Origin of the sequence: Corynebacterium glyciniphilum AJ 3170, from assembly GCF_007673095.1 — a bacterium.
Lineage (GTDB): Bacteria > Actinomycetota > Actinomycetes > Mycobacteriales > Mycobacteriaceae > Corynebacterium.
This window is the reverse complement of record NZ_VDYZ01000006.1, coordinates 17,270-30,482: the sequence shown is the minus strand read 5'-3', so window position 1 is coordinate 30,482 and position 13,213 is coordinate 17,270. Positions and strand designations below refer to the sequence as shown.

Below are 13,213 nucleotides of genomic sequence, written 5' to 3'. Positions count from 1 at the left end.
ATGTCCCACTAGATAGGAAAACAACGAGCGCATGATGGGAATTCGCAGCTGTATCGATATGGGACTCCTGGAGGGATAAGATACAAAGACAACCACAGATCGAGACGGATCCCGATACGACGATAAAAGGTGTCCTGCATCACATGACGTCACCGGCACCAGCATCTCTAAGCCAAGCCTAATTTTGTGCCACCTCCGCAGGACCGTATCAGTAGGGCAAAAGCACCCCTACCGACGAAAGGCCACCACCCCTGGCCACGGAGAACCGCACTGCACGACCCGACGACCGGAGGATGACCACCCCGTGAACAACCAGCTGAAGAACTACCCGGCGCCCCAGGGGCTCTACCACCCGGCCCACGAGCACGATGCCTGTGGCGTCGCCTTCGTTGCCGACATGCACGGCCGGGCCACGCACGACATCGTCGAGAAGGGCATCCAGGCCCTGGTCAACCTCGACCACCGTGGTGCCGCGGGGGCCGAGAAGAACACCGGTGACGGCGCCGGCATCCTGATGCAGGTCCCGGACCGTTTCTACCGCGAGGTGCTCGCACACCAGGGCATCGACCTGCCCGCTCCCGGCGCCTATGCCACGGGTATCGCCTTCCTCCCGGCCGCCCGCATGGCCGCATTGGACGCGATGCGTGCCGTCGAGTCGATCATCAGCGAGGAGAACCTCGACCTGCTCGCCTGGCGGGAGGTCCCCGTCGACGATTCCGCGTTGGGTGCCATGGCCCGTGACGCCGAACCGATCTTCTACCAGCTGTTCATCGCCGGACGGGACACAGAGGGCAATGAGCTCTCCGGTATCGAGCTGGACCGTCGGGTCTGGTTCGTGCGCAAGCGCGCCGAGCGTGAACTCGGCTCGAAGGGGCCGGGCGAGGGTGCCGGTTCGGACACGGTCTACTTCCCGTCGCTGTCCTCACGGACCATCGTCTTCAAGGGCATGCTCACCACCCCTCAGCTGCGGGACTTCTACCTTGACCTGCAGGACGACCGGGTCGAGTCGGCCCTGGCGGTCGTCCACTCCCGGTTCTCCACGAACACCTTCCCCTCCTGGCCCCTGGCCCACCCGTTCCGCCTGCTCGCACACAACGGCGAGATCAACACGGTGCGCGGCAACGAGAACTGGATGCGTGCCCGCGAGTCCCAGATCCGTTCGGAGACCCTCGGCGACATCGAGCGCGTCCTGCCGGTCTGTGACCCCTCGGGCTCGGACACCGGACGGTTCGACGAGGCACTGGAGCTTCTCCACCTCGCCGGCCGTTCGCTCCCACACGCCGTGATGATGATGGTCCCCCAGGCATGGGAACGTAACCCCTCCGTCGACCCGGACGTCCGCGCGTTCTACGAGTACCACTCCTCCCTGATGGAGGCGTGGGACGGCCCGGCCGCCCTGGTGTTCACCGACGGCACCGTCATCGGCTCGGTCCTGGACCGCAACGGTCTGCGCCCCGGACGTATCTGGGTGACCAAGGACGGGCTGGTCATCGGCGGGTCCGAGGCCGGGCTGCTGCCCGTCCCGCCGGAGGACATCGTCCAGCGTCGGCGCATCGAACCCGGCCGTATGTTCCTCGTCGACACGGCGCAGGGCCGCATCATCCCCGATGACGAAGTCAAGTCGCGGTTGGCCGACAAGCCCTACCGCGAGTGGGTCGACAACAACATCGTGCGCTTCGCCGACCTGCCCCCGGTCGAGTACGAGGCGATGAGCCACGAGCGTGTCGTCCTGCGCCAGCGTGTCTTCGGCATGACGGAGGAGGACGTCGACGTCCTCATCCAGCCGCTCGCTGTCACCGGCGCCGAACAGCTGGGCTCCATGGGCACCGACACACCCATCGCCGCCCTGTCGGACCGCCCCCGCATGCTCTTCGACTTCTTCGCCCAGCGCTTCGCGCAGGTCACCAACCCGCCGTTGGACTCCATCCGCGAGAAGATGGTGACCAGCATGTTCACCCAGCTGGGACGCCAGGTCGACGTCACCACCGAGGTTCCCGAGGCCGCACACCGCATCCACCTGGAGACCCCGGTACTGCTCAACTCCACGCTGGCCACCCTGCGCCAGGCAGGGGAGCATGAGGGATTCGAGGACTTCCGCTCCGCCGTGGTCTCCGGGCTCTACCCGGTTGCCCACGGGGGACGCGGCATGCGGCAGGCCATCGAGCGCATCCGGCGTGAGACCTCCCGTGCCATCGAGGACGGCGCGACCCTGATCATCCTGTCTGACCGCGAGTCCGACGAGCGGATGGCGCCGATCCCCTCACTGCTGCTCACCAGCGCGGTGCACCAGCACCTCGTCGCCGAGCGCACACGTACCCGGGCCTCGCTGATCATCGAGGCCGGGGACGCCCGTGAGGTCCACCATCTCGCGATGCTGCTCACCTTCGGCGCTGACGCGATCAACCCCTACATGGCGTTCGAGACCATCGACGAACTTTCCAAGCGCGGCCAGCTCGGCTCGCTGACCACCGACGAAGGCTGCCAGAACTTCATCGACGGCGCCACCGCGAGCGTGCAGAAGATCATGTCGAAGATGGGCATCGCCACCGTCGCCTCCTACCGTGGCGCGCAGCTGGCGGACGTCACCGGCCTGCACCAGCAACTCCTGGACGACTACTTCACCGGCTGCCTCAGCCCCATCTCCGGCATCGGACTGGACGAACTCGCCGCCGACGTGGCCGTGCGGCACCGCTTCGCCTTCCTCCCCCGACCCGAGGAAGCCGCGCACCGCGAACTCGAGATCGGCGGTGAGTACAAGTGGCGCCGTGAGGGCGAGTACCACCTGTTCAACCCCGAGACCGTGTTCAAGCTGCAGCACGCCACCCGCACCGGGCAGTACCGCATCTTCAAGGAGTACTCCGACAAGGTCGACAACCAGTCGAAGCGGCTGGCGACCCTGCGTGGACTGTTCGAGCTGCACAGCGACCGCCCGTCGATCCCCGTCGACGAGGTCGAGCCCGTCTCCGCGATCGTCAAGCGCTTCTCCACTGGCGCGATGAGCTACGGCTCGATCTCCGCCGAGGCCCACGAGACCCTCGCCATCGCGATGAACCGGCTCAAGGGCATGTCGAACTCCGGTGAGGGCGGCGAGGACCCCGACCGCTTCGAACCCGAGGCGGACGGCACCTGGCGCCGGTCGGCGATCAAGCAGGTCGCGTCCGGACGTTTCGGCGTGACCAGCCACTACCTGAACAACTGCACCGACATCCAGATCAAGATGGCCCAGGGCGCCAAGCCCGGCGAGGGCGGCCAGCTGCCCCCGCACAAGGTCTACCCCTGGATCGCCGAGGTCCGTGTGACGACGCCCGGCGTCGGGCTGATCTCCCCGCCCCCTCACCACGACATCTACTCCATCGAGGATCTCGCCCAGCTGATCCACGACCTGAAGAACGCCAACCCGGACGCCCGCATCCACGTCAAGCTCGTCGCCGAGCAGGGCGTGGGCACCGTCGCCGCCGGTGTGTCCAAGGCCCACGCCGACGTCGTCCTGATCTCCGGACACGACGGCGGCACCGGCGCGTCCCCGCTGAACTCGCTGAAGCACGCCGGTGGGCCCTGGGAGCTCGGCCTGGCCGAAACCCAGCAGACCCTGCTGATGAACGGCCTGCGCGACCGCATCACCGTGCAGTGCGACGGCCAGATGAAGACCGGACGCGACGTCATGGTCGCCGCCCTGCTCGGCGCCGAGGAGTTCGGTTTCGCCACCGCGCCGCTGGTCGTCGAGGGCTGCATCATGATGCGCGTCTGCCACCTGGACACCTGCCCGGTGGGTGTGGCGACCCAGAACCCCGACCTGCGCAAGAAGTTCACCGGTCAGGCCGACCACGTCGTCAACTTCTTCACCTTCATCGCCCAGGAGGTCCGCGAGTACCTCGCCGAACTCGGTTTCCGCACCCTTGAGGAGGCCGTGGGGCACTCCGAGTGCCTGCGCGCCGGTGCGGTCGACCCCGGGCACAAGACCGCCGGGTCGCTCGACCTTTCGCCGATCTTCGCCCGTCCCGACAGCCCGTTCATGCACCAGGACCTGTACAAGACCAAGGACCAGGACCACAGTCTGGACGCGGCCCTCGACAACCGCATCCGTGAGGACGCCGAGGAGACCATCCGTCGCGCCGCCGCAGGCGAAGGTACCGCCATCGAGCTGAGCTACCCGATCACCAACGTCAACCGCTCGGTCGGCACGATGACCGGCTCCCTGGTCAGCCGCGTCGCCGGACGCGACGGCCTGCCCGACGGCACCGTGAACCTCACCTTCACCGGCTCCGCCGGAAACTCCTTCGGCGCCTTCGTCCCCAAGGGCATGACCCTGACCCTCGTCGGCGACGCCAACGACTACGTCGCCAAGGGCCTGTCCGGCGGCACCATCGCCATCCGGCCCCACGACCGCGACGGCGCGGTCGGCGAACACCAGACCATCGCCGGCAACGTCCTGGGCTTCGGTGGCGTCTCCGGCGAGATGTTCATCCGCGGTGCCGTCGGCGAACGCTTCTGCGTGCGCAACTCCGGTGTCACCGCCGTCGTCGAGGGGATGGGGAACCACGGCTGCGAGTACATGACCGGCGGGCGCGTGATCAACCTCGGCCCCGTCGGCGAGAACTTCGGTGCCGGCATGTCGGGCGGCATCGCCTACCTCATGGATGACGGCAGCGGCGTCGACGGCATGGCCCGGCGCATCAACCCCGGCCTCGTCGACGTCGAGGAGGTCGCCGACGACGAGCTCGACTGGCTCGTCGACACCATCGAGCGCCACCGGCGCCTCACCGGATCCACCGTCGACGTGGACCCCCGGTCACTGATCAAGGTCATGCCGCGCGACTACCGGCGCGTCCTGCAGACCATCGAACAGGCCCGCGACGCGGGACTCGACGCGGACGGCATCGCCGCCGCCATCATGGAGGGAGTCAAGTAATGGCTGATCCGCACGGATTCATGAAATACCCCCGCGAGGAAGCGGCCCACCGCCCCGTCCCGCTGCGCCTGCTCGACTGGAAGGAGGTCTACGAACCCTTCGCCGACTCGAAGGTGCAGACCCAGGCCGCCCGCTGCATGGACTGCGGCATTCCCTTCTGCCACGACGGATGCCCACTGGGCAACATCATCCCCGAGTGGAATGACCTGGTCCGCCAGGGACGGTGGAAGGAGGCCTACGACCGCCTGCACGCCACGAACAACTTCCCCGAGTTCACCGGGCGCATCTGCCCCGCCCCCTGCGAGGGCGCCTGCGTGCTGGGCATCGAAGGGATCGGCGCCGGTGCCGGAGTCGGCGACCCGGTGGCGATCAAGACCGTCGAACTGCAGATCGTCGAGCACGCCTTCGAGGAAGGCTGGGTGCGACCGGTGAAGGCCAGTTTCTCCACCGGCCAGTCTGTCGCCGTCGTCGGGTCCGGCCCCGCCGGCCTGGCTGCCGCCCAGCAGCTCACCCGCGCCGGGCACGACGTCACCGTCTTCGAACGCGACGACCGGATCGGCGGCCTGCTGCGCTACGGGGTGCCGGACTACAAGCTGGAGAACCGCTGGATCGACCGGCGTCTGGCCCAGATGGAGGCCGAGGGCACCACCTTCCGCACCAGCATCTCGCCGTCCGCCTCCGACCTCGCCGGATTCGACGCCGTCGTGCTGGCCGTCGGGGCGACCGTCCCCCGGGACGTCTCCATCCCGGGCCGCGACCTGGAGGGCGTCCACCAGGCGATGGAGTACCTTCCGATGGCCAACCGCGTCGTCGCCGGCGACCTCGACACCCCTCAGATCGACGCGAAAGGCAAGAACGTCGTGATCATCGGTGGCGGCGACACCGGCACCGACTGCTTCGGCACCGCCCTGCGTCAGGGCGCGGCCTCCGTCCGCCAGTTCGACTACAACCCGGCACCGGACCCGTACCGCACCGAGGACAACCCCTGGCCGGTGTGGCCGAAGATCTGGCGCGTGGCGTCCGCCCACGAGGAGGGCGAGTACCGCATCAGCGGCAACGAGTCCGCCGACGAGATCGTCGCACTCGGCCTCGCCGAGCGTGAGGTCGGCAGCACGCTGGGCCACCGCGACCACCGCATCAACACCGTGGAGCTCACCGGCACCGACGGCCATGTCACCGCACTGCGCGCGGCAACGTGTGAACGTACCCCGGAAGGCATGGTCAACCTCCCTGACACCGAGGTCGACATGGACGCCGATCTCGTCCTGCTGGCCGTCGGCTTCTCCTCCGTCGACACCGAGGGCATCGTCTCGGAACTGGGCCTCCCGGTCGACGGACGCGGGCGCCTCAAGCGCGACGACGACTACCGCACCTGGTGGGCCGAGTCCTCCACCGTGCGTGACACCGGCTTCGACGCCCCGGTGTTCGCCACCGGGGACGCCGGCCGTGGCGCCTCACTGATCGTCTGGGCGATCTCCGAGGGACGCGCCTGTGCGGCCGCCGTCGACCGTGCACTGATGGGTGAGAGTGCCCTCCCGCGGCCCGTCGCCCCGACGGACATGCCGTTGAGTGTGTGAGTGTGCGGGGAGAGTACATTGAAGCCCCATGACCGGCGGCGCTCTCCTCAGTATTCTTGTCGCGTGGCTGCTCGCCATCGCCTCGCCCGGCCCGGATCTGGTGCAGATCCTGCGGCTCGGCGCCGTCCGGCGTAACGGCGTCGCCTGCGCCCTCGGCATCATGAGCGGCAACACCCTGTGGATCGTCGCCAGTATGGTCGGCCTGTCCGCCCTCATCGACGCCGTCCCCTGGGTCCTCACGGCCCTGTTCCTGGTCGGTGGCGCCTTCCTGGCGTGGATGGGCCAGGCGGCGCTGCGCGGCGGCCTGGCGGAACGCCGCTCCGCCGGCACCGCCGTGTCGGCCACCACCGCCGAGCGGGTCTCCACCTTCGGCGCCTGGCGTCTCGGCCTGATGACGAACCTGGCGAACCCTAAGGCCCTGGTGTTCTTCGGCGCGGTGTTCGCCGGTTTCGTCCCGCCGGACACCGGGTGGGGGATGCGCCTGCTGATCCTGGCGGTCATGCTGGTCACCGGTATCGCCTGGTTCGTGGCTGTGGCCGTGATGGTGTCCGTCCCAGCCCTGTCGCGTCGGCTGCAGGCGGCAGGGCCGTGGATCGACATCGTCGCCGGGATGGTGTTCCTCGTCCTCGGTGTGATTCTGGTGGGGGAGGGGCTGCTGGAGCTGTGACGCCCTCAGGTGTCCGTCGACTCCGCTTCCGGATCGCGGCTCTGTCGTTTGCCGGCTCCGGCGTCCGAGAAGGAGAAGACGGCGTCTGCCAGAGCTCCCACGACGAAGAGCGGGAGGCCGACCTTCAGCAGGGTCGGCATCAGGTCAGTGCCCTTCACCGCCGAGTAAATGGTCAGGGAAATAATGATGACGACGATCGATACTGTCCATCTGAGCGCGAGGTTCCTTGATACCGTCATCGGCACACGGTAACTCCACGGCCTCTCCGTCGTCGATGCGCCACGGCAGAGGCCTATAAGGATCGCAGCATGACCTCCGCCGACCAGTAATATCCGGCCCGTCGGGAGGGGGACTTCCCTGGCACCGTCCGGAGTCGTAGGATGGTCGGCATGCCTGAGCGAGAAGAGCACAAGGTACCGGCGCAGGATGTCCCCGTGCGCGGGGACGACATCCGACTTGGCCAGTTCATCAAACTGGCGAACCTGGTCGATTCCGGCGGCGCAGCCAAAGAGGCTGTCGCCGCCGGTCGTGTGACGGTCAACGGTGAGGCTGACACCCGCCGTGGCCGGCACCTGCGTTCCGGGGATGAGGTGGTCGTCCTTGACGAGGATGCCACTCCGGTCGCCGCCGCCCGGGTCGTCACCGAGAGTGACGGCGGCGACGGCGGCGACGGTGCTAGTGACGATGACGACTTCTTCGACGAAGCAACTGCCGATGACGATTTCGACCCCGACAAGTGGAGGAACCTCTGATGCCCGCTCTCGTAGCGGAGCCAGGAATGCCGATCTGGATCGACCTGGCTACCACTGACCTGGAGAAGGCGAAGACCTTCTACACCGAGCTCCTTGACTGGGAGTTCGACACACAGTGCGACGGCTATCTCGTCGCCAAGAAGAACGGAATGCCCGTCGCGGGTCTCGGCGAGGTCCCCGACGACAAGTCGTCGCTGTGGGGCATGCTGCTCTACGCCCCCGACATCGACCACGTCCATGACGAGGCCGTCAAGGCCGGGGCTACCAGCATCCTGTCTCCGCGGGACGTCGGACGCCGTGGACGGATGGCCGTCATCGTCGACCCGTCGGGCGCGACGGTGGGGCTCAAGCAGCCGTCGGGTGACGAGCCTTTCTTCGCCGCCGGCGAGCCGGGTACCCCGGTGTGGCACGAGCTGCTCGTCGGCGAGGAATTCGACGCGACGATGAAGTTCTACCACGACCTTGCCGGATGGGACATCCGTCAGCACAGCGACACGGACAAGTTCCGCTACGCCACCGGCGAGTACAACGGTGCACCGTTGTGCGGCATGTGGGACACCAGCGAGCTGGACGAGAACCCGTCCATGTGGACGCTCTACCTCGGCTGCGTCGACGTGGACCGTGCGGCGAAGAAGGTCAAGAAGCTCGGCGGAAAGCTGGTACGCGCCCCGTGGAACTCTGAACTGGGCCGTCTGTGCACCCTCGTCGACCCGACGGGAGCGCTGGTGAACCTCTGTGAGATCGCAGAGCCGACGCCGGAGAGCCTCGAAGACATCCATGAGCCCGACATCATGGCGCCGGGGGCTCCGCAGCCCTGAGTATCAGCCCTGACCGGGCGCCACGGTCGGTGGCATGTCACCGATTACGCCGCGGCACGAGAGCGCCCTGACCTGGTTCAGTAAAAGTCCAGCTCAGGGCGCTCCCGTCTGCTGTCGTCGCCTGAGGTGGCGTAATCCGTGACGCCAGTGGGCGTCCCGAGGGGTCAGAGCTGTGCGGCGAGCATCGGTGCTGCGCCGACCGGGTCGATGCCGGCCTCTTCCAGGGCACGCAGCGCACCCTCGGGGTCGGAGGCGAACCGGGACGCTGTCTCGTGGTCGACACCCAGCTTCTCGGCGGCCGCCACGGTCGCGGCGGGATCGGCGGCGAGCTTGGCGGCGGTCTCCGCGTCGACACCCGCGGCCTCGAGGGTCGTACGCAGGGCCTCCGGATCGGCGGCGGGCGCGTCCGCCGGAGCCTCTTCCTCAGGTGCGGAGTTCTCGGCCGGTGTACCGGCGTCCTGCGACTTCACCTGTGCGAGCAGGGCATCGGTGTCGACGGTGCCGTTGGCGACCTGTGCGGCGTAGTCGGTGGCACCGAAGGCGGTCATCAGGCGCAGGATGCTGTCGAGGGAGACGTCGCCGCCACCGATCAACCCGGCGAGCTGCGAGATGTCGATTCCGCCGTCGGCGGGCGCGCCCTGTTCATCGACGAGCGATCCGACGAGGTCGCCGACCTGGTTGGCGATGTCACCGCCGTCGGCGCCGAGGCCGAGGGCGCCCAGCACCAGTGCGGCGATGGCGGCGATCGGCATGGTCTGGCCGGCGTCGCGTGCCTCGATACCGGAGGACGCGAGGACGGAGCCCAGGGCCTCACCGAGGCCGGACTCCTGCGCAGCGGCGAGGACGGCGTCAGGACCGACGGCGCCTCCCACCAGACCGAGCAGGCTGACCAGGAGATCCGTGCTCAGCGGCTGGTCGAGACCCGGCTCGCCACCGGCGGCCTGCTGGTGCTCGGTGTCGTTGGCGTTCTCGGCCTGGCCGAGGGCGGCGTCGGTGATGGGCTTCAGGGCGTCGACGATGTTGCCTGCCGCGCTACCGTCCGACGGTGCGCCGGTCAGTGCCTGCAGCTGCTCGTCGGTGCCGTAGTAGGTGTTCATGTCGACGTTGGTGTAGATGCCGTCGACCTGGCCCTCGGAGGAGTACTGCCAGAAGGTGACCTCGTTCCAGCCGCCGGGGATCTCGTTCGGCAGGGTCGGGTTGTAGTAGGCCAGCCAGAGCGGATACTCGGAGAACTCCGTGGTGTTGGCCATGTCGTTGATCCAGAAGTTCTGGTACGTGTAGATGATCGGGTCACGACCGGTCTGGATCTTGATCTCGTCGATCCAGTCGCGGACCCAGTTCTGGAGCTCCTCCGGGCCGAGTCCGCCGGACTCCTCGAGGTCGAGTGTCGGGGGCAGGGACGGCTGGACGCCGGTGGCCAGGGTCGCCGCGTAGTGTTGCGCCTCGGAGCGGGGGTCGGTGGAGCCCGGCTTGGCGTAGTGGTAGCTTCCGGGGGTCACACCAGCCGCGGAGGCCTTGGCCGAGTCCGAGGTGAAGTAGGGGTTCACGTAGCCGGTACCTTCGCTGGCCTTGATGAAGGCGAAGCTCTGGCCGGACGCGGCGACGCTCTGCCAGTCGATGGCGGAGCCACCGGGGTGCTGGTGGCTTGCCACGTCGACGCCGTCGAGTGCCCAGGTGGGCACGGGCAGGACATCGGTGGCGACCAGAGCGGCGACCGTTGCGGCTGAACCGAAGAGGGTTACTGCGGTGAGTCGGGCGGGAACGGTGGTGCGCGCGGAGCGACGCCAGGGAAGAGACAGCATGCGCAACACGATACACACTATTCACAACAATCACACGAGTAACACGCGCACCGCGTGTCGCGCCTTTTGACTTTTTCCGCTGTATCGGTATCGCGGAAACCCGGTGGCGAGGCAGGGACAGGACCGGGCGGGACGGACACCTGAGGGTGGCGCAGACCCGAAAAAACACCCGGAGGTTTCTGTCCCGGCACCCGGTGACGTCTGCTCTGACACGAAGAAACCCCTCCCCGCACCTGGTGCGGGGAGGGGCGGCGCGAGAAGAGGACTACAGGTTGGCGGCGAGGATGTTCGCGGCCCAGGCCGGGTTGATCCCGGTGGCACGGGCCATGCCCAGGGCCTGTTCCGGGTTGTTCGCCGCCCAGACCGCAGTGTCCCGCGGGACGCCGAGACGCTCACCGGCGGCAATGGTGGCCTCCGGGTCGGCCAGGAGACGGGCGACCACGGCGGGATTCACGCCGGCTGCGGTGGCGACGGCGGCGGTCCGACCGGGATCGGCGATGGCGGCCTTCTGTGCGCCGGACTGGCTGACGCTGCTGTTCAACGCCGGGGCTGAAGGAGCCGAGGAACCAGCCGAGGAACCGGTGGCGGCCCCGGCGGTCGGTGCGGCGATCGCGGTGAGGACTCCTGCGGACAGGGCGATCGTGGCCGCCATCGTGCTGGCACGACGGAAGCGGGTGGGACGGGAGGCCCCGCCGGTAGAGGATGTGCTGGGATGACTGGAGAGAATGGTCATGGCGCCGATGATAGCCGGAACCGTCCCATGAGCAACTGCTACCGTCCGTGCGGATACCACCCGGGGTTCCCCGCGTGGTAGTTGGACGGCTGCACCGGCGGAGGCATCGGTACCACCGGCGGGGCGACAGGACGCGGCGTCGGGATGCGCTGGTAGATCGACACGGCAGGGTAGCGCCCGACGGCGGCGAGGGCACGGGCCTCCTTCGTCGAGATGATGATCGCGGTGACCAGCAGCGCTGCACCCAGTCCCCAGGAGCCCACGAGGTGGACGACGGTGGCGGCCGTGGAGTCCAGCTGGAGGTTCCATCCGGCATGGACGAAAAACCCGGCGAGCCCGGAGGCCAGGATCCAGCTCAGTCGTCGCTTCCAGGTCAGCCCGGCAGCGTAGACGGCCATACCGATGCCGAAGCCCACCAAGCCGGTGCAGATGGCGTGCAGCAACGGACCCGCGACCAGGCGGATCAGCCACATCCAGGACACGCCCGCCAGGTCAGAAGTCGGGTGGTAGACACCCAGCATGACGGCGTATCCGGCGTTCTCGAACGCCTCGAAACCGAAGCCCACCAACATGCCGGCGACGAGTCCGTGCCAGGGCCGGTTCCACCAGGCCCGTCCCACGTGCAGCAGGAGCCAGACCCCGAGGGCCTTGGCGAGCTCCTCTGGGTACGCCCCGCCCAGCGACAGCGCCAGTTCGTCGATCCCCCAGCTGTAGGACACGTCAATGAGCTGCTGGCTGACGGTGAAGGCACCGATGGCGAACGACCCGGACATTCCCCACAGGACCGCGGCTCCCGCGAGCAACCAGGGAGTTCCCCGGTAGATCAGCAGCCGGGACAGGATGAACCAGGCCACCGCCACGAAGATCACCGCGTACAGTGAGGCGAGCGCGACGGGGCCGGGGCCCGGGAAGAGCAGGAAGACCGCCGGTGTCAGGGCCGACACGACGAGACTGATCACAGTGATGAGCAGGAACGACCATCCGAAGACGTCCCAGGTGGGGCGCAGTCGTGGACGCTGGTTCGGCGGGTAGGAGTCATGGTGGGCCCGCGGGACGTCGAGGACACGCCATCCCTGGTCCGGGCGGGAGCGGTGGTCATGCGGCATGGACGGCACCCCACAGTTGTTCGGCGGTCACGGTCACGGACGCCTTATCCGCTCCGGTCACGGCGACGGTGTAGAGCACGCCGTCGGGACCGTCGATCGTGAAGGACGCGGCGACGGTGTAGACCCCCGGCGTGGACTCCGGGGTCGCCGGGATCCCGGGGCTCTCTGGCGGCATGTCGCCGTACTGCACGGGCTGGGTGTCGCCGGGCATCCCGGGCTCCCGGAGATCGGGGAGGTCGGGCAGGTCGGCGAACGGCGAACTCAGCCCGATGACCGGTGACATGAGGAACTCGCCGGTTCGTGCCGACAGCGACGGATGCAGGACGTCCTCCGCAGCCGCAGGACGGAACGGGACGTCGGACACGTCGGAGGCGAGGATGGCACGTAGTCCGCGCCCGGCCGACAGCGGCGCGTCCTCCACCCCGGCCATCGACACGATGTCGAGGTCCACGGCGCCCGTACCGTAACCGCTGGTGCACTCGGCCTCCAGAGTCCCGGGAAGCAGCGCCTCGCCGGTGGCCACACACCGCTGGTCCAGGCCAGCCAGGTCAAGCGGGCTGGCCTCCCAGGCAGTGAGGGTGTCCGCGGCGGCATCATTGAGCAGGTAGGGTTCCGCGTCTCCCGTGTCCTCGGCATCATTCATCGGGACGGCGAGCGGAGCGACCAGTAGTACCAGGGCGACGCCGACCAGGATGAACCACCGTGCGGTTCGGTGGCCTCCGACTGCCGCGGGACGGTACACGCCGTCCGGGTCAGCGTCGGGCGGCATCGAGGACGGGGGCCCGGGCGTCGGACGTCCCCACCCGTCGGCCCCCGGGTCCGGGGTGATCGGTGCTACCGGCATTCCCG

The 13,213-nt window shown here is 68.2% G+C and carries 10 protein-coding genes; 5 read left to right on the top strand and 5 right to left on the bottom strand.

All coding sequences use genetic code 11. The annotated features are described in order from the left end of the window. Positions 1-316: 316 nt before the first annotated feature. Genes gltB through FS507_RS06965 form a run of 3 tightly spaced genes read left to right on the top strand, consistent with a single transcriptional unit; the run spans position 317 to position 7,153 of the window. Positions 317-4,909, top strand: a complete 4,593-nt coding sequence (gene gltB, locus FS507_RS06975) for a glutamate synthase large subunit (RefSeq protein WP_145942235.1) — start codon at positions 317-319, stop codon at positions 4,907-4,909. After that, positions 4,909-6,486 carry a glutamate synthase subunit beta gene (locus FS507_RS06970; RefSeq protein ID WP_145942081.1) on the top strand — a complete coding sequence of 526 codons (1,578 nt, stop codon included), beginning with the start codon at positions 4,909-4,911 and terminating at the stop codon, positions 6,484-6,486. The genes gltB and FS507_RS06970 overlap by 1 nt, the downstream gene beginning before the upstream one ends. A 28-nt stretch (positions 6,487-6,514) precedes the next feature. Further along, positions 6,515-7,153, top strand: a complete 639-nt coding sequence (locus FS507_RS06965) for a LysE family transporter (protein ID WP_145942080.1) — start codon at positions 6,515-6,517, stop codon at positions 7,151-7,153. Between the two features lie 5 nt (positions 7,154-7,158). Here the strand turns inward: FS507_RS06965 and FS507_RS06960 are convergent, their stop codons facing one another. Beyond that, entirely contained in the window at positions 7,159-7,392 is a 234-nt protein-coding gene (locus tag FS507_RS06960) for a hypothetical protein (RefSeq protein ID WP_145942079.1), read from the bottom strand. Positions 7,393-7,542: 150 nt separating this feature from the next. Between FS507_RS06960 and FS507_RS06955 the strand changes: the two genes are divergently transcribed. Both FS507_RS06955 and FS507_RS06950 read left to right on the top strand, forming a co-directional pair. Further along, positions 7,543-7,905, top strand: coding sequence for an RNA-binding S4 domain-containing protein (locus FS507_RS06955; protein ID WP_145942078.1), 363 nt, complete (start codon positions 7,543-7,545; stop codon positions 7,903-7,905). After that, on the top strand, positions 7,905-8,723 hold the full coding sequence (locus FS507_RS06950) for a VOC family protein (RefSeq protein WP_145942077.1): 819 nt from the start codon (positions 7,905-7,907) through the stop codon (positions 8,721-8,723). The genes FS507_RS06955 and FS507_RS06950 overlap by 1 nt, the downstream gene beginning before the upstream one ends. Before the next feature lie 164 nt (positions 8,724-8,887). Here FS507_RS06950 and FS507_RS06945 read toward each other — a convergent pair whose 3' ends face one another. The 4 genes from FS507_RS06945 to FS507_RS06930 form a co-directional block, all read right to left on the bottom strand. Beyond that, positions 8,888-10,525 (bottom strand): glycoside hydrolase family 25 protein, encoded by a 1,638-nt coding sequence (locus FS507_RS06945; RefSeq protein ID WP_145942076.1) that lies wholly within the window; start codon positions 10,523-10,525, stop codon positions 8,888-8,890. Between the two features lie 265 nt (positions 10,526-10,790). Beyond that, entirely contained in the window at positions 10,791-11,258 is a 468-nt protein-coding gene (locus FS507_RS06940; protein ID WP_145942075.1) for a hypothetical protein, read from the bottom strand. Positions 11,259-11,296: 38 nt separating this feature from the next. Next, positions 11,297-12,364, bottom strand: coding sequence for a PrsW family intramembrane metalloprotease (locus tag FS507_RS06935; RefSeq protein ID WP_145942074.1), 1,068 nt, complete (start codon positions 12,362-12,364; stop codon positions 11,297-11,299). After that, the gene (locus tag FS507_RS06930; protein ID WP_145942073.1) at positions 12,354-13,208 is read right to left on the bottom strand and encodes a hypothetical protein; all 855 of its coding nucleotides are present in this window, start codon (positions 13,206-13,208) and stop codon (positions 12,354-12,356) included. The genes FS507_RS06935 and FS507_RS06930 overlap by 11 nt, the downstream gene beginning before the upstream one ends. Positions 13,209-13,213: the final 5 nt, after the last annotated feature.

Bases quoted from the DNA above. Each gene is read 5' to 3' on its own strand.
- FS507_RS06940 (WP_145942075.1), bottom strand. From the start codon at position 11,258: ATGACCATTCTCTCCAGTCATCCCAGCACATCCTCTACCGGCGGGGCC.
- FS507_RS06955 (WP_145942078.1), top strand. From the start codon at position 7,543: ATGCCTGAGCGAGAAGAGCACAAGGTACCGGCGCAGGATGTCCCCGTG.
- FS507_RS06935 (WP_145942074.1), bottom strand. From the start codon at position 12,364: ATGCCGCATGACCACCGCTCCCGCCCGGACCAGGGATGGCGTGTCCTC.
- FS507_RS06970 (WP_145942081.1), top strand. From the start codon at position 4,909: ATGGCTGATCCGCACGGATTCATGAAATACCCCCGCGAGGAAGCGGCC.
- FS507_RS06965 (WP_145942080.1), top strand. From the start codon at position 6,515: ATGACCGGCGGCGCTCTCCTCAGTATTCTTGTCGCGTGGCTGCTCGCC.
- FS507_RS06945 (WP_145942076.1), bottom strand. From the start codon at position 10,525: ATGCTGTCTCTTCCCTGGCGTCGCTCCGCGCGCACCACCGTTCCCGCC.
- FS507_RS06960 (WP_145942079.1), bottom strand. From the start codon at position 7,392: ATGACGGTATCAAGGAACCTCGCGCTCAGATGGACAGTATCGATCGTC.
- FS507_RS06950 (WP_145942077.1), top strand. From the start codon at position 7,905: ATGCCCGCTCTCGTAGCGGAGCCAGGAATGCCGATCTGGATCGACCTG.
- FS507_RS06930 (WP_145942073.1), bottom strand. From the start codon at position 13,208: ATGCCGGTAGCACCGATCACCCCGGACCCGGGGGCCGACGGGTGGGGA.